General features: G+C 37.2%; 21 protein-coding genes. 13 read left to right on the top strand and 8 right to left on the bottom strand.

Annotated features, from left to right (window positions below):
• Nucleotides 1-181: 181 nt before the first annotated feature.
• Complete coding sequence (locus tag G525_RS0106465; protein WP_027125429.1) at nt 182-1,222, top strand: LacI family DNA-binding transcriptional regulator; 1,041 nt, start codon at nt 182-184, stop codon at nt 1,220-1,222.
• Here the strand turns inward: G525_RS0106465 and G525_RS0106460 are convergent.
• From G525_RS0106460 to G525_RS0106425, 8 genes are all read right to left on the bottom strand, one after another.
• Entirely contained in the window at nt 1,219-1,863 is a 645-nt protein-coding gene (locus G525_RS0106460) for a carbohydrate-binding family 9-like protein (RefSeq protein ID WP_027125428.1), read from the bottom strand. The two genes, G525_RS0106465 and G525_RS0106460, sit on opposite strands and share 4 nt — an antisense overlap.
• A gap of 140 nt (nt 1,864-2,003) precedes the next feature.
• Nucleotides 2,004-3,497 (bottom strand): sulfatase family protein, encoded by a 1,494-nt coding sequence (locus G525_RS0106455; RefSeq protein WP_027125427.1) that lies wholly within the window; start codon nt 3,495-3,497, stop codon nt 2,004-2,006.
• A gap of 589 nt (nt 3,498-4,086) precedes the next feature.
• Entirely contained in the window at nt 4,087-4,794 is a 708-nt protein-coding gene (locus tag G525_RS0106450) for a hypothetical protein (RefSeq protein WP_027125426.1), read from the bottom strand.
• Between the two features lie 265 nt (nt 4,795-5,059).
• Nucleotides 5,060-5,506: a protein-disulfide reductase DsbD domain-containing protein gene (locus G525_RS0106445; RefSeq protein WP_035479174.1), complete on the bottom strand. Its 447-nt coding sequence runs from the start codon at nt 5,504-5,506 to the stop codon at nt 5,060-5,062.
• Between the two features lie 314 nt (nt 5,507-5,820).
• On the bottom strand, nt 5,821-6,219 hold the full coding sequence (locus G525_RS0106440) for a rhodanese-like domain-containing protein (protein WP_035479173.1): 399 nt from the start codon (nt 6,217-6,219) through the stop codon (nt 5,821-5,823).
• Nucleotides 6,220-6,260: 41 nt separating this feature from the next.
• On the bottom strand, nt 6,261-6,572 hold the full coding sequence (locus tag G525_RS0106435) for a rhodanese-like domain-containing protein (protein WP_027125423.1): 312 nt from the start codon (nt 6,570-6,572) through the stop codon (nt 6,261-6,263).
• 136 nt (nt 6,573-6,708) lie between these two features.
• Complete coding sequence (locus G525_RS0106430) at nt 6,709-7,314, bottom strand: thioredoxin family protein (protein ID WP_027125422.1); 606 nt, start codon at nt 7,312-7,314, stop codon at nt 6,709-6,711.
• An 80-nt stretch (nt 7,315-7,394) separates the two neighbouring features.
• Nucleotides 7,395-7,922, bottom strand: a complete 528-nt coding sequence (locus G525_RS0106425; protein ID WP_027125421.1) for a TlpA family protein disulfide reductase — start codon at nt 7,920-7,922, stop codon at nt 7,395-7,397.
• Nucleotides 7,923-7,979: 57 nt separating this feature from the next.
• On the opposite strand from G525_RS0106425, the gene G525_RS0106420 reads away from it, so the two are divergent.
• The 12 genes from G525_RS0106420 to G525_RS0106365 all read left to right on the top strand — a co-directional run bounded on the left by G525_RS0106420 (nt 7,980) and on the right by G525_RS0106365 (nt 18,069).
• Entirely contained in the window at nt 7,980-8,492 is a 513-nt protein-coding gene (locus tag G525_RS0106420) for a MarR family winged helix-turn-helix transcriptional regulator (RefSeq protein ID WP_245577739.1), read from the top strand.
• Between the two features lie 37 nt (nt 8,493-8,529).
• Nucleotides 8,530-9,084 carry a YceI family protein gene (locus tag G525_RS0106415; protein ID WP_027125419.1) on the top strand — a complete coding sequence of 185 codons (555 nt, stop codon included), beginning with the start codon at nt 8,530-8,532 and terminating at the stop codon, nt 9,082-9,084.
• Between the two features lie 289 nt (nt 9,085-9,373).
• A complete protein-coding gene (locus tag G525_RS0106410; protein ID WP_027125418.1) occupies nt 9,374-10,777 on the top strand; it encodes an anthranilate synthase component I family protein in 1,404 nt (467 codons plus the stop codon).
• Nucleotides 10,778-10,843: 66 nt separating this feature from the next.
• A complete protein-coding gene (locus tag G525_RS20450; protein ID WP_051209830.1) occupies nt 10,844-11,443 on the top strand; it encodes an anthranilate synthase component II in 600 nt (199 codons plus the stop codon).
• Nucleotides 11,444-11,669: 226 nt separating this feature from the next.
• Nucleotides 11,670-12,665, top strand: a complete 996-nt coding sequence (gene trpD, locus G525_RS0106400; protein ID WP_027125417.1) for an anthranilate phosphoribosyltransferase — start codon at nt 11,670-11,672, stop codon at nt 12,663-12,665.
• Nucleotides 12,666-12,751: 86 nt separating this feature from the next.
• Complete coding sequence (trpC, locus tag G525_RS0106395; RefSeq protein ID WP_027125416.1) at nt 12,752-13,534, top strand: indole-3-glycerol phosphate synthase TrpC; 783 nt, start codon at nt 12,752-12,754, stop codon at nt 13,532-13,534.
• Between the two features lie 140 nt (nt 13,535-13,674).
• Entirely contained in the window at nt 13,675-14,370 is a 696-nt protein-coding gene (locus G525_RS0106390; RefSeq protein ID WP_035479214.1) for a phosphoribosylanthranilate isomerase, read from the top strand.
• A gap of 44 nt (nt 14,371-14,414) precedes the next feature.
• Nucleotides 14,415-15,596, top strand: a complete 1,182-nt coding sequence (trpB, locus tag G525_RS0106385) for a tryptophan synthase subunit beta (RefSeq protein WP_027125414.1) — start codon at nt 14,415-14,417, stop codon at nt 15,594-15,596.
• 347 nt (nt 15,597-15,943) lie between these two features.
• Nucleotides 15,944-16,714 carry a tryptophan synthase subunit alpha gene (gene trpA / locus G525_RS0106380; protein ID WP_027125413.1) on the top strand — a complete coding sequence of 257 codons (771 nt, stop codon included), beginning with the start codon at nt 15,944-15,946 and terminating at the stop codon, nt 16,712-16,714.
• A gap of 43 nt (nt 16,715-16,757) precedes the next feature.
• Entirely contained in the window at nt 16,758-17,168 is a 411-nt protein-coding gene (locus tag G525_RS0106375; RefSeq protein ID WP_027125412.1) for a DUF805 domain-containing protein, read from the top strand.
• A gap of 161 nt (nt 17,169-17,329) precedes the next feature.
• On the top strand, nt 17,330-17,473 hold the full coding sequence (locus G525_RS22380; RefSeq protein ID WP_169514431.1) for a hypothetical protein: 144 nt from the start codon (nt 17,330-17,332) through the stop codon (nt 17,471-17,473).
• A 143-nt stretch (nt 17,474-17,616) separates the two neighbouring features.
• A complete protein-coding gene (locus G525_RS0106365; RefSeq protein ID WP_027125411.1) occupies nt 17,617-18,069 on the top strand; it encodes a tRNA (cytidine(34)-2'-O)-methyltransferase in 453 nt (150 codons plus the stop codon).
• Nucleotide 18,070 lies beyond the last annotated feature (1 nt).

Here is an 18,070-nt window from a genome sequence, read left to right as displayed (position 1 = left end):
ATCCTTTATAACCTCAAACGATTGAGAGTCATTTGGAAATTATTGTAATTTCGACCGGTACAATCTATTGATTTATGACAATCCTAACGTATAATTTTGATAGGCTACAGAATTTTTCATAAATTGTGCTCGAACACAGTAATGCGAATATACACATCTCTTGTGTACTTTACAAATCTGAATGATGAAAAAATATACCATTAAAGATATTGCCCAATTAGCAGGCGTTTCCAAAGGCACTATTGACAGAGTGATCCATAACCGTGGTAACGTAGCCAAAGATGTTGAAAATAAGGTGAAACGATTGCTTGAAGACATCAACTATCAACCCAACCTCATTGCCAGAAATTTGAAAAACAATCGCATTTATCAAATTGGCGCATTATTGCCAGATCCTAAAAAAGATGCTTATTGGGAAGTTTGTACTGATGGTATCAATCAAGCGCTATCTGAGTTCAGCGCTTTCGATATTAGATTGCATACCATGTTGTTTGATCCAACCGACACAGAATCGTTCATAAAGAGTCATCAGCAGCTGATGACCTCTGCTCCCGATATTATTTTAATGGTGCCATTATTCTATAAAGAGGCCAAAAGTGTATTAAAAAATTATGAAGAAGCAGGCATTCAGGTCTGTACTTTCAACAATCAGATTGAAGTTTCAAAAGCAAATTTCATAGGTCAAGACCTCTATCAAAGTGGGCGCGTAGCTGCCAAACTACTTCATACCATTGCGGATAAAGGTGACATGGCCATCATACATATTGACGAGAAATATAAGAATGCGGTGCATATGCAAGAAAAGGAAAGAGGTTTTAAAAGTTATTTTGACGATTTAAGTGGTTTTCAAGACCATATCTTAAAATGTAAAATAAGGTATACCGAAACCGAGGACAAACTCAGGGCGTTCTTAATCAATAATTCCAATTTAAAAGGTGTTTTTGTAACCAACTCAAAAGCATTTCACGTGGCACGACTATTAGAAACCGAAAATAAAAACCATATAAAACTGGTTGGCTATGACCTCCTAGCTGAGAATGTCAACTATCTTAAAGTTGGGGTCATTGATTTCTTGATTCATCAGAACCCAAGACAACAGGCTTATTTGGGTCTGAAGTTTTTAATTGAACATTTGGTATTTGAAAAGCAGATTCCAAATAAATTTCTTCTTCCGATAGACATCATCAACTCAGAGAACGTGACGCCCTTTTTAAGAGATTAATATTCTTCGAGCTGTAATTTGCCAAAAGAAGAGGCAATATGAAAATCTGGTCTGTCTGTTTGAGGATCTACCCAAGTGATCCACGTAGGCTCAAATAAACCATTGGGTTGCTGATTATATTTGGCGCGATAAATTCCCGCTTCAATGCTTCCATCGGGCTGAATAAGTTCAAATTGTATAAGAGATTTCAGGCTGAGAGCTAATTCCACACAAAAATAGGTTGGTGTAATCTGGGATTTTAAAGAAATCCCATCTTTGGGCCAGTCCCATTTGAAATCAAACTGTCGGTTGGGCCGGGCGATAAAATCCTGAACCCTTGCCAACGGATCCATCTCAAGACAATAATAAGGATCAAGATGGTGGTCTGATCTTAAAAACAGCTCCACCCTATCGGAATTGTCAACACTTTTCTTAGAATTATCCGATCTATCAATATGTAGCGAGTCGTCCTTCACCTTATAGGATACGTATAAGTTTTCACTATCGTAGAGCGCACGAAACTCAATATTTTCAACCGATTCATGATGCCACGGGGAAGAGAAATCTTTTAATAACATCGCCTTTTCCCATAAAGGATGATCGCCTTTACCGTTGATATCCATATCATTATCATCAACCTTATTCACTTTGTATGTTTTCATAATTTCAAAAATCAAATAGCTCCAATTCTAATAAAGATAATTCTATATAGAGAATCCAAACAACCTTTATTAAGTTCAAGCCCCGTTGGCAATCAAGGCTTCTATTTAATACTTTAATAAGGATTCAGGCAAATTAACGACTACTTTCTGACCTCTTCCAATTTCTTTTGAAGTTCTTTGACTTTATTTGGATATTTCTCAGCAAGATTTGTGGTCTCTCCAAGGTCGTCGCTTAAATTAAACAACTGTGGTTTTATCGAATTCCCAAGCTCAATATTGACCAATTCATTAATTTCACGTCCTTTTGATGGCGCAATGTATTTCCAATCCCCTTGTATGATCGCTAAATTATCCGAACTCCCCTGCTCAATCAAATAATCACGATCCTGTGTAGAGTTTCCCAACATTACCTCAAGCATATCGTGGCTGTCTGTAGTTTCAGAAACAATCCCGAACATTTTTGAGAATGAAGCCATTAAATCTATTTGTGAAAATAGTGCGTCCGAAACTGACGGCTTTATTGTGCCTGGCCAACTGACCATCATCGGAACTCGCGTTCCAGCTTCATAGGTGGAATATTTCCCTCCTCGCAATGGCCCCCAAGGTGTATGACCGTTCAATTGGGTGACCGCACCATCCACATAACCATCATCCAATACCGGTCCATTATCACTTGAAAAAATGATCAGGGTATTATCTTCAATTCCTAAATAGGTCAACTGTTTCATTATCTCACCGACCGCCCAATCCAATTGCAGAATGGCATCGCCGCGATAGCCCAATCCGCTTTGGTCCTTAAACATGGTTGACGGCATGCGCGGCACATGGGGTTCTGTCAACGCATAAAATAGAAAAAACGGTTTGTCTTTATGATCTTCAATAAATGAATTGGCTTTATAGAGAAACGTCATCGGCATCTCCTCATCAGTCCATCGCGCACGATGACCGCCACTCATATACCCAATTCTCCCAACACCATTTACAATCGTATTATTATGGCCATGATTTGGAGAGGATTTCATTTTTAATAATTCCGGATTTTCAAGACCTGTGGGATCATTCCCTACTTTCTTCTGATAATTGACTTCAATAGGATCGTCACTGTCCAAAGCAACAACATGATGATTTTCCATAAAAACCGTAGGCACACGATCAGCAGTGGCTGGAAAGATAAACGAATAATCAAAACCCGTCTCGTTGGGACCAGGTTTAATTGCGCCATTCCAGTTTTTTGCTACGGCATCACCAAGACCTAAATGCCATTTACCAACAACGGCAGTTGTATATCCTGCGTGTTTAAAAATTTTAGGTAAGGTTGGGCCCTCTGTTGGAACAATCAATGCTGCATCTCCCGGTAAGATTCTGGTGCCGCTTTTACGCCATGGATATTCACCCGTCATGATCGCATAACGCGATGGTGTGCAGGTGCTAGAAGTGGCGTGTGCATTCGTAAAGCGAACCCCCTGAGCTGCCAAATTATCAAGATTTGGAGTGCTTATTTTTGTGGCACCATAACTGCTGACGTCTCCATAGCCCAAATCATCCGCAAGAATAAAAATGACGTTTGGTTTTTGTTGCGCTGATAATTTTAGAAAAACAAAAAATATGAGCGTCAAACTTATAACTGATTTCATGCAGTGGAATTATAAAGGTTTCTTCGAATATACAGGATTTTTCAAATTTGACTGGTGACTTTGCAGAAATTATTTGAAGCGGAATGGTTGAGAAGTTTGGCAAACCCATTATTTTCTTTTAAACGAAACTTGATAAAATAATGTCATTTCAACTATTAAAAATTTATCACCATGGACTCAATCCTAAGGGAATGATTTTATTGAATATGATGGTCCGTAAAATATTATAAAGTCATGATTGTGCTATTAAAGCAATTTTTAGGTAAGGTAATTAATAACAAACTGGCTGTTAGCCTGCGTTAATCCAATGGATCCGTGGGATAGATTTTACAAACTTAAGTTTTTGTTTTCTGCTGATTTCGCAGCTATTCGCCAAATTATTAATCGTATGGCTAAAAACAGATATACAATAATATAGTTTTAATTAAATGGTTGAATATGTTAAGTGGAGGTTCTAAAATCCATGCATCTAAAAAATAATGACACCTCATAACCTGACCGTTTCAAAAGACCTATCCGTTTAAAAATTACAGTAATTCCCGCAATTTACATCCTTAACTTTTAAATTTTATAGCAATCAAAACCTAGTCTAAAACGAAGAACAATCGATAACATATGAAAACGCAATAGTGTCTTTCAAAGTGGTCTGAATAAGCTCTTTCTTGGTGTGATGATCGCTTGTGCTATTCCCAGTCATGTAATGAAAATTTAACTCCACTTCTGCATTTGGCTTACTGTCCAAATAAACTATAGAATCTTTAGTACTATTAAAAATACTGGCTTGAGGAAAGCTGAAGTAGCCAGTTTCTACAATTTTATTATCCACTCGTAAAGGCGGGTAATTATTGTTCTTAACATTTAGGCTAAGCTTTATTTTTACAGGTCTCCATGCGTCCATATCCCTAATGTTAATACCTCCTGGAATTATTGGTCCGTATTTTTTAATAAACTCGGAATGGTAAGGACTACCATAGTACACTTTTTCAAACCCGTAACCTACGCCGTCCTTGATGTAATCAAATTCTATTTCGTAATTGCCAAATTCATCAGTCATGACTGTTGCCACATCCTCAGAGCAAATCCCACTGCCCCCCAAACTACTACACGGCCAAAACCGGATAATTTTAATTTCAAAATCTCGCATATTGATCTCTCGCTGAACATCAGAAACCTTTCCTTTCACTGTCGTTTTTAGACGCTCAAACTCTACAGAATCATCATCATTGCCACAAGAAAAAAGATATAGCGACATGACCATCAAAAATAATTTCATATATGCAAATCCAAGCTTTTTCATACACGATATTTTTAGAAGATTGACACATAAAGATACGGATTAAACCATTTGAGTTGAGGCAATTGTATTTTTATTTATCAAAAATACCGGTAACTCGCCCTAACGTTTTTTCAACTATTAAACCAGATATCTTTACACCTATAATCACAACAAAGCGCGGCTTCAACAATGCTTTTCATTCCTTTTATTTCAAGCATAATTCAATAATCTCATTATAAAAAAACGGACATTATTTGGAAACCTCAATATAGCTTATAGTTCTAAACTATTTTACATCAAAAACTAAGTCGACCTCTTTTGACGGTAAACACTGCATATCATTACAGACCATGAATTCCACTACTGCATTTACTTTAAAAGGGATTTTATTTTTCACCTTGATACGCTGTTTAAAATCAGCGGTCTTCACAAAAGATTTGATGCGCATATTATAGGTTTTATCATCAACTTCATAGCCAGACCCTTCTGTAGTATTGCCTCGTTTTAAATAATCAGAACTTCCTTTAAAAATAAAACTTGTGGGGTTAGGTCCACCTTTAGGAACACTTTGTGAGTACATATGCCAATTCCCCTGAATTGAGGCAGTGGCAACAAGCTCATACTCTGTATCGGAAATTTTGTTCACCGATGTTTTCCATTTTACAGGATCGTGAATTTGAGAGATTGCTTGTGTACTCAATAAAATCAGCATAAGACATATAAAATTTTTCATAATTTCAATTTAATGGTTTAATTATTATTTCAGAAGTATTGGCACCTTTCAACATTTTTTAAGCCAAGCCGATTGAAACCGATAATTTAGTCTTTTAATTCCACAAAAAAAACCTCGCAGTTGTTAGACATGCAAGGTTTCAATATAAATTAAGGGATGGTTATTTTTTTATAAATTTAAAGGTTTGTTGAGCGATTTCTGAATAGAGTTATTTATTAAATATTTCCTAATATGATAAGTTAAATTCATCAGCTCATTTAACACCAATAGAATGAAGCCTTCGGAAAAATTAGACTTTTAAAAAAGCATAACAATCAATTTTCAACCTCAACATCATAGCCTTTAAAGCTCCATTGGGTTATTCCGCCTTGAAGATCATAGATTTTTACGAAGCCAGCTTCCCTAAGTTTTTCGGCGCATTTCGCACTACGTCCACCAGAGCGACAATATAAGATAACAGGTTTGTTTTTATCCAACTTTAAAATGTCCTCATCAAAGGTTGGCGAGTTGAAATCAATATTTTGGGAATTTTTTATAAATCCGTCCTGCCGTTCCTTTGGAGTTCTTACATCAACCAATTGCACATCTTCCAACTCCATCAAAGCTTGCATTTCTTCGGGTGTAACAACGTTTATCTCACCGTCCATATCATCCTTACATCCCGTCAGGAATAAAGCAGACATTATGATAAAAATAAATACAATACGTTTCATAATACTTGACTTGGTTTTCTCTGAAATAAGAAAATTGTAGGTTACTCCGTGGATGGCCCGTTCCAATTACTAAAGCCTCCAATTAAATTATAAGCATTTTCAAAACCTAATTGGTTCATGATTGAACAGGCCTGACCGCTTCTTGCTCCTGATCTGCAATACACATAGTAGTTTTTGTCCGTATCAAGTTTTTTAATTTCATCTAAGAATTCTTGACCTTTATGTATGTCTAAATTTATTGCTTCTGGAATGTAGCCTTCACTAACTTCCTCTTCTGTTCTCACGTCTAAAATGACGGCGTTCGTATCGTTCTCCAATTGAGAGGCCCATACGTCTTGTGCTAAATCTGCCATAATAATTATTTTTGAAGGCACAAAATTAACATTTCTTTAGGATAAAGACGAAAAAAAATCCGAAGTGTTACACCTCGGATTCAATTTTTAACATTTAACCCCTCCGTGGAGTCCAAAATTTGGATCACCATCCAAATTATATTTTTATAGAACAACCTATGGCTCTCGTTTCAGTTTCTTTAACGGATTGGCCAGATAACAACGCATCTACAGCATTTTCGACATATTTCGTTTTGACGGCTTTTGCATCTTGATAATTATCGTCAATTGCACCAATATATTTGACCTCATTCCCTTTAGTCGTCTTTTGTAAGATATAGACATGAGGCGTTTTTGTAGCACCAAATTTCGGAAAAACATCTTGATTTTTGTCTATTAAATACGGAAATGTAAAGCCTTTTTGTTGCGCTCTATGCTGCATGGCCTCCATATTATCTCGAGGTTGGATGTCCGTATTATTTGGCATAATAGCAATTACAGGAAATCCTTGTGATGCGTATTTCTTGTCAAGTGCCACAATTCGATCTTCATAAGCCACCGCATAAGGGCAGGTATTAGCAGTGAAAATCACAATAAACCCTTTGGCATCTTTATAATCGGATAAGGACACCATGGTACCATCAATATTCTCAAGTTTAAAATCAGTCGCAACGTCGCCAATCTTATAACCGCTATTTAGTGTTGTAAATGCAGATAGGATGACTATTGCCACGACAGCGAAAATTCCTTTTATATATTTCATATGTTTTATTTTAGATATTTATTCGGATGTATCTACTCAAGAATTGTTCCAATCTCTAAAAGAACAAAACGGGATAGCCATTATAAAAATTGTTTGATCTCTGCCTCCAATTCTTCATAAGTAAAGGTCTGCTCGTAAAATTGGCGCTTATCCTTATTAAAAATAAGCGTTGCAGGAATAGCGCCCGACCAATCAGAATCAATCTGCGGAATCCAAATAGCGGAATCCATATCATTCAAAGCTATAACTTTAGATTTCAATTCGTTTTTCGCAATAAAAGGCTTCAAATGAGAATCATATTTTTTAGGAAAATCCAAACTCACCAATACAACTTCTACATTTTTTTCACTGTAGGCCGCATTTAAAGCTTCAAAATAAGGTAATTCTTTTATGCAAGGCGCACACCAGGTCGCCCAAAAATTAACCACATAAATCGTATCAGTTGCTGTCTCCAAAAATGGTTTCAAACCTTCAAAATCATAAATCTCTAAAGTTGGAGCTACGTAATTATTAGTTTCCAAGACATTTGTATCCTGAGGATTGTTTTGGTCCTCATTTTTACAGGACACCATAATCGCTACCATTAAAACCAATACTAAAGTTCTCATGCTATAAAAATAGAGTTCCCTTTGAAGACCTAAGAAAATTTAACAAAACATTAAGGCATGAACAACGCTAGAATCATCAAAATACGTTTACATTTGTACATACAATTGTTGTACATGAAAGAGTTAGAAGATATATTAATGACCACCTCCCAAATACCTTTGGCCAAGAAGACGGTTTTAAACATTTCTTATACAAGTAATAGTATTAAGGATAGCATTTCTAACGCACTGAAGCCTTTTGATTTATCCATTGAGCAGTTTAATGTTCTCAGAATTTTAAGGGGAAAAAAAGGCAAGGCTGCAAACCTTCAGGACATTCAAAATAGAATGGTCAGCAAGATGAGCAATACCACAAGATTGGTGGATAAGCTTATTCTAAAAAGCTTTGTGGAGCGTTTTGTTTGTGAAAAAAATCGTAGAAAAGTTGAAATTTTCATTACCACCCAAGGGTTGGAATTATTAAATGAACTCGATCCGGTTGTTCAAAACGCAGAAACAAACATCACCTCTCCGCTATCTCAGGAAGAACTCAGTACCCTAAATATTTTATTAACAAAACTCAGAAATTAAACATTATTTCAATTACACTTAAACAAAAAGAATTTTTATGAAAACAATCATTTTAGCAATGGCATTTGTAGCCAGTTCAGTAATCACTTCAAACGAAACTAAAGTTGACGTTCAAAATAGTAAAGTCACTTGGAAAGGTCATAAAGTAACCGGCGAGCATGAAGGCCATATCACGCTTCAAAAGGGCACGCTTAAATTTAACGATAGCAAACAATTGACCGGCGGCTCTTTTACTATGGATATGTCAACCCTGACGGTAACTGATCTCGATGGCGAAATGAAAGGCAAACTTGAAGGGCATTTAAAATCAGATGATTTTTTCAGCACAGACAAGCATACAGCTGCAACGTTCGTAATCACAAATGTGTCAGGAAAAGACGGAAAATATAAAGTAACTGGCGATTTAACCATCAAAGGCATCACCCACCCAAACTCTTTTGATATGCTTGTTGTTGGAAACACAGCTACCGCAGATCTTAAAGTTGACCGTACCAAATATGACATCAAATTCAGATCGGCAAGTTTCTTTGACAATCTAAAAGACAAAGCTATTTATGACGAATTTGATTTAAACGTAAATCTTAAGTTCTAAACTTATAATTAGGTTCTATAACTATTTAGCAGAAAAAAATCCTGCTTCTGAAGTTTTTTTCGGAAGCGGGATTCTTTTTTATATTTTTTTGCCAAATTATTTGATAACTAAATATTGATTTCTATATTTGACAAAACAAAAATATGTACACAATTTTAAATCATACTTGGTGGTGGAACTTTTCGAAACAACATTCGTGAGGTAATGCTAGAGTATATTTAAATCTAATATAAAAAAGGCTTGTCATTCACGACAGGCCTTTTTCATTTTTTATAACCATTTTGAACTTATGAAGTCTTATAATCTATACACCCATTATAAAAAAATACTTGCAGATACGATCACGCCAGTAAGTATTTATTTAAAAATCAGAGATAAATTCCCTAACAGTATTCTTCTGGAAAGTAGCGATTATCATGGCAATGACAATAGTTTTTCCTATATCTGTTGCAATCCCATCGCGTCTATAAAAGTAAAGGATGAAGTGATCACGGAAAGCTTTCCTGATAAAAGCGTCGTTACCCAAAACATTGATGACCATACCAACGTTACCAATGTTATCCATCAATTCACACAGCGTTTTAAAACCCATTCTGACAAATCGTTTAAGTTTATCAACAATGGTATTTTTGGATATATTGCTTATGATGCGGTGCGCTATTTTGAAGACGTAGAGATCTCAAAAAAGGAAGGCCACCAAGATATTCCGGATATCTCTTATGCGGTATACCAAAACATTATCGCCATCAACCATTTTAAAAATGAGGCTTATGTATTTGCCCATTGTTATGATACCGATAATAATATTGACGAGATTTTACAACTGATCAAATCAAAGAACTTTGCGGCTTTCAATTTTTCGACCGCTGGTGAAACGACCTCAAATTTAACTGATGACGACTATAAAAACAATGTTGCCTTAGCAAAAAAACACTGTGCCCGAGGGGACGTGTTTCAATTGGTTCTCTCCAAAAAGTTCTCACAGCAATTTAAAGGCGATGAATTTAATGTGTATCGTGCTTTACGTAGCATCAATCCGTCTCCTTATCTTTTCTATTTTGATTATGGCGATTTCAAGATTTTTGGAAGTTCTCCAGAAGCACAACTCGTTATCAAAGAAGATCTCGCGGAAATCCATCCAATTGCAGGTACTTTTAAACGGACTGGTGATGACGAAAAAGATGCGGAACTCGCCAAACAACTAGCGGTTGATGACAAAGAAAATGCAGAACATGTGATGCTCGTCGATTTGGCAAGAAATGATTTGAGCCGCAACGGCAGTAAAGTTACCGTTGATAAATACAGAGAAGTGCAGTTCTTTTCCCACGTCATCCACCTCGTGAGTAAGGTTACGGGCACAAAACATAAGGGCACGACCACCATGCAAATGGTAGCCGATACATTTCCCGCTGGTACGTTGAGTGGCGCACCAAAACACAAGGCCATGCAACTTATTGAAAAATACGAAAAAACGAGTCGCGATTTTTACGGTGGTGCCATTGGATTTATGGATTTTGAAGGTAATTTTAATCATGCCATTATGATCAGAACTTTTTTGAGCAAAAACCATCAATTGCATTGGCAAGCTGGCGCGGGCTTGGTTTCAAAATCAAATCCTGATGATGAACTGCAGGAAGTATATAATAAGTTGGGCGCACTGACCAAGGCCATTGAAATGGCAAAAGACATATAAAGACCCTGCAAGACACAACCAAATAATTAACATTTTAACAGAAATCCCGCTTCGCGGGCAATAGAAATGAAAGTACTAGTTATAGACAATTACGACAGTTTTACCTACAATCTCGTTCATTATCTTGAAGATTTAGGTTGCGAGGTCACTGTAAAACGAAACGACCAACTCACACTTGAAGAAGTAGACAACTTTGAAAAAATTGTACTATCCCCAGGACCAGGAATTCCTGACGAAGCCGGATTGCTCAAAGCCATCATTAAAACCTATGCTTCTACAAAAAGTATTTTGGGCGTATGTTTAGGTCAGCAAGCCATTGGTGAAGTTTATGGTGGCACCTTAATCAATCTAGATAATGTATATCATGGTGTGGCCACCAAAGTCACAAGTTGCGTTACCGACGAATCTCTTTTCAACGGATTGGATAAAACCATTGAAGTTGGACGTTACCACTCCTGGGTAGTTGATCCTCGTCTTCCTGATGAATTGGAGGCTACTTCCTATGATGAAAATGGTCAGGTGATGTCCTTGCGCCACAGAACATACGATTTAAAAGGAGTGCAATTTCATCCCGAATCGGTGTTGACACCAGATGGGAAAAAGATATTGGAAAATTGGATTCGCATTCCTGCGAAGGCAGGAATCTCAGAAGATCTACAGCGCTAATCCTTGAAGTTATGGGAAAGTAACTACTTCAGTTTTAAAATGTAAAATCTAATAAAAGATGTCAAAAATTAAGTAGTTGTAAAAATTCTCACCTTTTAAATGGAAGGTGGATGGAATCCGCGGAAGCAGGAAAAAAAAAGAGAAGGGTTTACATAATCCAAACCTTAGTTAATATAGAATGAATAAAGTTTAACAATAAAAGATTCCTGCCTACGCAGGAAGTAATATGAAACACATACTCAACAGACTCATCAACCAAGAAAGCATCTCTAGCGAAGAAGCGAAACACGTCTTGGTCAATATCTCGAAAGGACATTATAATCAAAGCCAGATAGCATCTTTCCTTACGGTGTATATGATGCGAAGCATCACCATTGAAGAATTGCAAGGTTTTAGGGATGCACTTTTGGAATTATGCCTACACGTAGATTTGGACGAATACAACGGCATCGATTTATGCGGCACTGGCGGCGATGGAAAAGACACTTTTAATATTTCTACCTTAGCATCTTTTGTCACTGCAGGAGCAGGCGTCAATGTAACCAAACATGGCAATTACGGCGTTTCTTCTGCTTGTGGCTCTTCGAACGTCATGGAGTATTTGGGCATTAAATTCACTTCAGATATTAATTTTCTAAAACGGTCTTTGGACGAGGCTAGTATCTGCGTTTTACACGCGCCACTCTTCCACCCTGCCATGAAAAATGTGGCACCCATCCGTAAGGACTTAGCGGTGAAAACATTTTTCAATATGTTAGGACCGATGGTCAATCCGGCATTTCCAAAAAATCAATTGGTGGGTGTTTTCAATTTGGAATTGCTTAGAATGTATAGCTATCTCTACCAAAACACAGCTATCAACTACACCATTCTGCATGCTTTGGATGGTTATGATGAAATCTCATTGACAGGGCCAGCCAAGGTGGTTCGCAATACTTCAGAAACCATTATCTCCCCGGACTTTTTTGGCGTAGAGATTTTAAAGCAAAGCGATATTTACGGTGGAGATTCTATAGAGAGTGCCGCTAATATTTTTACCCAAATATTAAATGGTCAAGGCAGTGAAGCACAAAATAATGTGGTTTGCGCCAATGCCGCGATGGCCATTGCGACAGTCACCAAAAAATCTGAGGAAGACAGTTTTGGATTGGCAAAGGAGGCATTGCTAAGCGGTAAAGCAAACGAGAAATTTAATAAATTGGTTGAACTAAGTAAAAAATAGTCCGCAGTATAAATCAGATGCTGAAGACTGCATGCCCGTCCGAAACTTTTGCGGAGGCGGGAAGACTGAAGACAAGATTGAAAAAAATGAATATTCTAGATAAAATAGTTACTGATAAACGAAAAGAAGTTGATTTAAGAAAATCAATTATTCCTACTTCACAATTGGAGCAATCGGTGTTGTTTGAAAGAGAAACGATTTCTCTAGTTGATAATTTAAAGAATAGTGATTCAGGCATTATTGCTGAACACAAGCGTCGTTCGCCATCGAAGTCCATTATAAATCAAAACCTCAACGTATTTGACGTCGCGCAAGGTTATGAATTTGCTGGAGTTTGCGGGATGTCGGTTTTGACCGATGGGAAATATTTTGGGGGCTCTTTAGACGATTTACTATTGGCAAGGGCCAGTTGTAATTTACCATTGTTACGAAAAGAATTTATCATCGATCCGTACCAAATATTGGAAGCCAAAGCGTATGGCGCCGATGTTATTTTGCTTATTGCTGCTATTTTAACCCAAAAAGAAATTAAGCAATTGTCAGAACTGGCAAAAAACCTAACCCTCGAAGTGCTTCTAGAGATCCATAACGAGGAAGAATTGCACAAATCTGTCATGCCCAGTTTAGACATGATGGGCGTTAATAATAGAAATTTAAAAACCTTCGAGGTCAGTCTCGAAACAAGCAAACATTTGAGCACGTTAATTCCGAACGATCTTATAAAGATCTCAGAAAGCGGTATCAGCAACGTTGAAGCTATCAAAGAATTACAACCATACGGCTATCAAGGTTTTCTAATTGGAGAAAATTTCATGAAAACAGATAATGCAGGAGAAAGTGCAAAATCATTCATTAAAAACCTCCTCTAATTCCTCCAAAAAAGGAGGGCATTACTTATATAAAACTCAGTTTAACCAAGACTTAAATGAGCAGCAAAAATACCATAAACATTCCGGATCAAACCCCCTCTCCTTTTGAGAAAGCTGGGGTAAGAATCAAAGTTTGCGGCATGAAATACAGCGACAATATCGCTGAAATTGCTTTGCTCCAGCCCGATTATCTTGGATTTATATTTTATGAAAAATCGTCGCGGTTTTTCGATGGTACCATTCCAGAATTACCTTCACATATTAAGAAAGTGGGCGTATTTGTGAATGCGTCAATTGAGGAAATTTTAGAAAAGACAAAAAAACACGGTTTGGATCTGGTGCAGTTGCATGGGGAGGAACCACCGGAGTTTTGCTTGAAGTTAAGACGTCTTTTTGAAGAGAGAATTGACGAAGTGAGCTCTATAAAGGAAAAAAGATTGCCACGCTTCGCTCGCAATGACGTACAAATTGGAATAATTAAAGTGTTCTCCATCAAAAACCATTTCAATTTTGACAAATTACAGCCTTACGAATTGGTGTGTGATTATTATTTGTTCGATACCAAAGGGAAATTACCGGGCGGCAACGGGTATGCTTTCAATTGGGAAGTTTTGAAAAATTACCCTTCCACCAAACCTTATTTTTTAAGCGGAGGGATTGGCTTGGAGGAAGCAGACAAGCTCGCCAAATTCCTGCAAAAACAGGAATCTCAGTATTGCCACGCCATCGACGTCAACAGTAAATTCGAGATGGAACCCGGATTGAAAAACATCGCATTGTTAAAAAAATTTAAACATAACATTAACCCTGACCTCAAAGGTTTTGAAAACCCGTGAAGTCTCAAAAAAGCAAGATTTCTGCCTTCGCAGGAACAAACATTATGACATACAACATCGACGAAAAAGGATATTATGGGGAATTTGGTGGCGCATTCATTCCAGAAATGCTTTATCCCAATGTGGAAGAATTGCGCCAAAACTATCTAAAAGTTATGGCAGAACCAGAATTCCAAGAAGAATTCAATGCGCTGCTTAAAGATTATGTAGGCCGTCCTTCCCCACTCTACTTCGCAAAAAGATTAAGTGAGAAATACCATACCAAAATATATTTGAAGCGCGAAGATCTTAACCACACGGGTGCTCATAAAATCAACAACACCATTGGTCAAATATTAATGGCTAAACGTCTTGGCAAGCATAGAATCATTGCGGAAACTGGCGCTGGTCAGCATGGCGTGGCCACAGCAACGGTTTGTGCCCTGATGGGATTGGAATGTATTGTCTACATGGGCGAAATTGACATTGCCCGACAAGCGCCCAATGTCGCCCGAATGAAAATGCTGGGCGCTAAAGTTCTTCCTGCACTTTCTGGGAGCCGTACTTTAAAGGATGCAACCAATGAAGCCATTCGCGATTGGATCAACAACCCTGTGGACACCCATTATATTATAGGCAGCGTGGTAGGCCCGCACCCCTATCCAGATATGGTGGCGCGTTTTCAGGCTATTGTTTCTGAAGAAATCCAATGGCAGCTCAAAGAAAAAGAAGGCACCTCAAAACCCGATTATGTAGTGGCTTGTGTGGGTGGTGGCAGTAATGCTGCGGGGGCCTTTTATCACTTCTTGGAGGATAAAGACGTCAAGCTTATTGCCGTGGAGGCAGCCGGGAAAGGAGTACATTCCGGTGAAAGTGCGGCTACTTCCGTTTTAGGAAAGGAAGGGATTATTCATGGTAGTAAAACACTTTTAATGCAAACACAAGATGGGCAAATTACCGAGCCTTACAGTATTTCTGCGGGATTGGATTATCCTGGTGTAGGACCTATGCATGCCCATTTGTACACAAGTGGACGGGCAGAATTCATAGCCATTACCGATGATGATGCTATGACATCAGGTTTGGAACTCTGTAAAATGGAAGGAATTATTCCGGCCATTGAAAGTTCTCATGCCTTGGCCGTTCTTCAACATAAAAAGTTTCCACCTGATGCCATCGTTGTGGTTAGTTTGTCAGGTCGTGGCGATAAGGATTTGGAGACTTATATAAAGCACTTTAAATTGTAATGTTTTAATTAGTGTTAGGATGTCATGTTAATGGGTTGCGCTTTTGATAGTCGCTCGCTTCTATCAGCTCCGACAACATTCGATTAATAATTAAATCGTGAGCAATCCTTAATGCGGTCACGGCTGATTTGAATAATAATTGTGATTAAAGTGCTACTAATAAGAATTCCTTCCTTTTTTAAACGGAAAGTGTATTCAGTTTCTATTAAGAAACTGAATACGGAAGGTAAAAGCCAATCCTCCATCAAAAGGAGAAGAACTAAAATTGAAATTAACAAGATGAGATTCCCGCTTTCGCGGGAATGAAGTTTAACTAAAAATGATTCCCGTTTTCGCGGGAAGTGAACATGAATAGAATAAATCAAAAACTACAAGAAAACAGTAACGGAAAGCTACTTTCAATATACTTCACCGCCGGCTACCCAAATCTCAATGAAACAGCAGGCATCATCCAAGATTTGGAAAAAAACGGTGTGGAAATGATAGAAATCGGATTGCCTTTTAGTGATCCTTTGGCGGATGGACCAACCATTCAGGCAAGTTCAACCCAAGCTTTAAAAAATGGGATGACTACAGAACTTCTTTTTGAACAACTTAAAGACATCAGAAAAACAGTCACAATTCCACTCATTATTATGGGATACTTTAATCCGATTTTGCAATACGGTGTGGAAGCATTTTGTAAGAAATGTGCCGAAGTTGGCATTGACGGACTTATTATTCCAGATCTGCCCGTAGATGTTTATAACCAGCACTATAAAGCTATTTTTGAGCAACATGACATCATCAACGCATTTTTGATTACACCACAAACTTCCGAGGAGCGCATTCGTTTTATCGATTCCATTTCAAAAGGTTTTATTTATATGGTAAGTAGCGCCAGTGTTACTGGAAGCAGTTCTGGTTTTGGAGACACTCAAACAGATTATTTCAAACGTATAGCTGATATGAACCTGAATAATCCGCAAATCATAGGTTTCGGAATTTCTGATCATGAATCCTTTACGCAAGCCACTACGTATGCAAAAGGTGCCATTATTGGAAGTGCATTCATTAAAGATCTTACAAGCAATACTACAGATAATATCGGTAACTTCGTTCGCTCTATTCTAAATTAAAATATATATTTGCCCCCCTAATCAACCCTAAACTAATCAACTTATGAAATGGTATTTAAAAGTAGTCAGAGACAATTATGCAAATTTTAAAGGACGTGCCAGACGTGAAGAATACTGGATGTTTGTATTATTTAATTGTCTTTTTATTATTGGCGTTGCCATGATTTCTGGAACTTTAGCGACCCTAACCGATACTGAGGCATTTTTTGGACTTTATGTTATTTATCTCCTTGGAATTATAATTCCAAGTATAGCCGTCGTAGTTAGAAGATTGCATGATGTCAATAAAAGTGGATGGTTCTATTTTATAGCTTTAATCCCTTTAATTGGCAGTATTTGGTTACTGGTTTTATTACTAACAGAAGGTGATAAAGGTCCCAACCAATATGGTCCAGATCCAAAAAATCCAAATGAAATAGAAATTAATGAAATAGGAAAGGTATCCCAATTTTGAAGTTATTCTTCAACAGTTTTATAACTTTAATTGTCCAAGACTTTGTTCCATCATTTACGGCTCTACGATCCTTTAATAATTAGGTACGTATTTTATGATAGTTTTAATAGAAATCGCTGATGATTTTCTTATCTTATGATTCAATTAAAAACATAGAAATCATGGGAATTATAAAAGATAATAAAAAGTTTAAAACTACTAAAGATCAAACCAATCCTACAAATCCGACAGCGGATACAAAAATGGACACCAATACGTTTGATATTGACAAAAAAACGATAAAAGATCAAAAATCGAAAAAATGATTTTTCGTATTTTTAAAAAAGAAACCTATTCTTATTTAATGAATAGGTTTCTTTTTGGTTATAAATAGCGCGAATTGCCAAAAATAACTTTTGATAAACAATTTTCTTAAACTACCATTTATTTTAAATAACATCCTTTATTTATGCCATTAAATATCGTACTAATCGAACCTGAAATCCCAAATAATACGGGAAATATCGGCAGATTAGCCTTAGCTTCCGGAGCACATTTGCACTTGGTAAAACCATTCGGATTTGAAATTACCGATGCCCGTTTAAAACGTGCCGGATTAGATTATTGGCCACACGTCAACATTCGCACCTATGACAATGTCGCCATCTTTTTTGAGGAACATCACGATAAAAAAATGGCATTTCTATCAAGTCATGGCGACAAAGACTATTGGGACATTCCATTTGAGGATCATTTGTTTTTAGTTTTTGGAAAGGAGTCTGTAGGTCTATCCAAAACTATTCTTGAATCCCATAAAGCACATCTTTACAAAATACCATTATTTAGTCCACATGTGCGCAGTTTAAACCTTGCCAATGCCGTGGCCATTGTAGCTTACGAAGGTATTAAGACTTTAAAATAAA

Origin of the sequence: Gelidibacter mesophilus DSM 14095 (genome assembly GCF_000423005.1) — a bacterium.
Lineage (GTDB): Bacteria > Bacteroidota > Bacteroidia > Flavobacteriales > Flavobacteriaceae > Gelidibacter > Gelidibacter mesophilus.
This window is presented reverse-complemented; position numbering and strand designations above follow the sequence as displayed.

Excerpts from the sequence above, each read along its gene's own strand:
- G525_RS0106465 (WP_027125429.1), top strand. The coding sequence starts at position 182 with ATGATGAAAAAATATACCATTAAAGATATTGCCCAATTAGCAGGCGTT.
- G525_RS0106460 (WP_027125428.1), bottom strand. The coding sequence starts at position 1,863 with ATGAAAACATACAAAGTGAATAAGGTTGATGATAATGATATGGATATC.
- G525_RS0106455 (WP_027125427.1), bottom strand. The coding sequence starts at position 3,497 with ATGAAATCAGTTATAAGTTTGACGCTCATATTTTTTGTTTTTCTAAAA.
- G525_RS0106450 (WP_027125426.1), bottom strand. The coding sequence starts at position 4,794 with ATGAAAAAGCTTGGATTTGCATATATGAAATTATTTTTGATGGTCATG.
- G525_RS0106445 (WP_035479174.1), bottom strand. The coding sequence starts at position 5,506 with ATGAAAAATTTTATATGTCTTATGCTGATTTTATTGAGTACACAAGCA.
- G525_RS0106440 (WP_035479173.1), bottom strand. The coding sequence starts at position 6,219 with ATGAAACGTATTGTATTTATTTTTATCATAATGTCTGCTTTATTCCTG.
- G525_RS0106435 (WP_027125423.1), bottom strand. The coding sequence starts at position 6,572 with ATGGCAGATTTAGCACAAGACGTATGGGCCTCTCAATTGGAGAACGAT.
- G525_RS0106430 (WP_027125422.1), bottom strand. The coding sequence starts at position 7,314 with ATGAAATATATAAAAGGAATTTTCGCTGTCGTGGCAATAGTCATCCTA.
- G525_RS0106425 (WP_027125421.1), bottom strand. The coding sequence starts at position 7,922 with ATGAGAACTTTAGTATTGGTTTTAATGGTAGCGATTATGGTGTCCTGT.
- G525_RS0106420 (WP_245577739.1), top strand. The coding sequence starts at position 7,980 with ATGAACAACGCTAGAATCATCAAAATACGTTTACATTTGTACATACAA.
- G525_RS0106415 (WP_027125419.1), top strand. The coding sequence starts at position 8,530 with ATGAAAACAATCATTTTAGCAATGGCATTTGTAGCCAGTTCAGTAATC.
- G525_RS0106410 (WP_027125418.1), top strand. The coding sequence starts at position 9,374 with ATGAAGTCTTATAATCTATACACCCATTATAAAAAAATACTTGCAGAT.
- G525_RS20450 (WP_051209830.1), top strand. The coding sequence starts at position 10,844 with ATGAAAGTACTAGTTATAGACAATTACGACAGTTTTACCTACAATCTC.
- trpD (WP_027125417.1), top strand. The coding sequence starts at position 11,670 with ATGAAACACATACTCAACAGACTCATCAACCAAGAAAGCATCTCTAGC.
- trpC (WP_027125416.1), top strand. The coding sequence starts at position 12,752 with ATGAATATTCTAGATAAAATAGTTACTGATAAACGAAAAGAAGTTGAT.
- G525_RS0106390 (WP_035479214.1), top strand. The coding sequence starts at position 13,675 with ATGAAATACAGCGACAATATCGCTGAAATTGCTTTGCTCCAGCCCGAT.
- trpB (WP_027125414.1), top strand. The coding sequence starts at position 14,415 with ATGACATACAACATCGACGAAAAAGGATATTATGGGGAATTTGGTGGC.
- trpA (WP_027125413.1), top strand. The coding sequence starts at position 15,944 with ATGAATAGAATAAATCAAAAACTACAAGAAAACAGTAACGGAAAGCTA.
- G525_RS0106375 (WP_027125412.1), top strand. The coding sequence starts at position 16,758 with ATGAAATGGTATTTAAAAGTAGTCAGAGACAATTATGCAAATTTTAAA.
- G525_RS22380 (WP_169514431.1), top strand. The coding sequence starts at position 17,330 with ATGGGAATTATAAAAGATAATAAAAAGTTTAAAACTACTAAAGATCAA.
- G525_RS0106365 (WP_027125411.1), top strand. The coding sequence starts at position 17,617 with ATGCCATTAAATATCGTACTAATCGAACCTGAAATCCCAAATAATACG.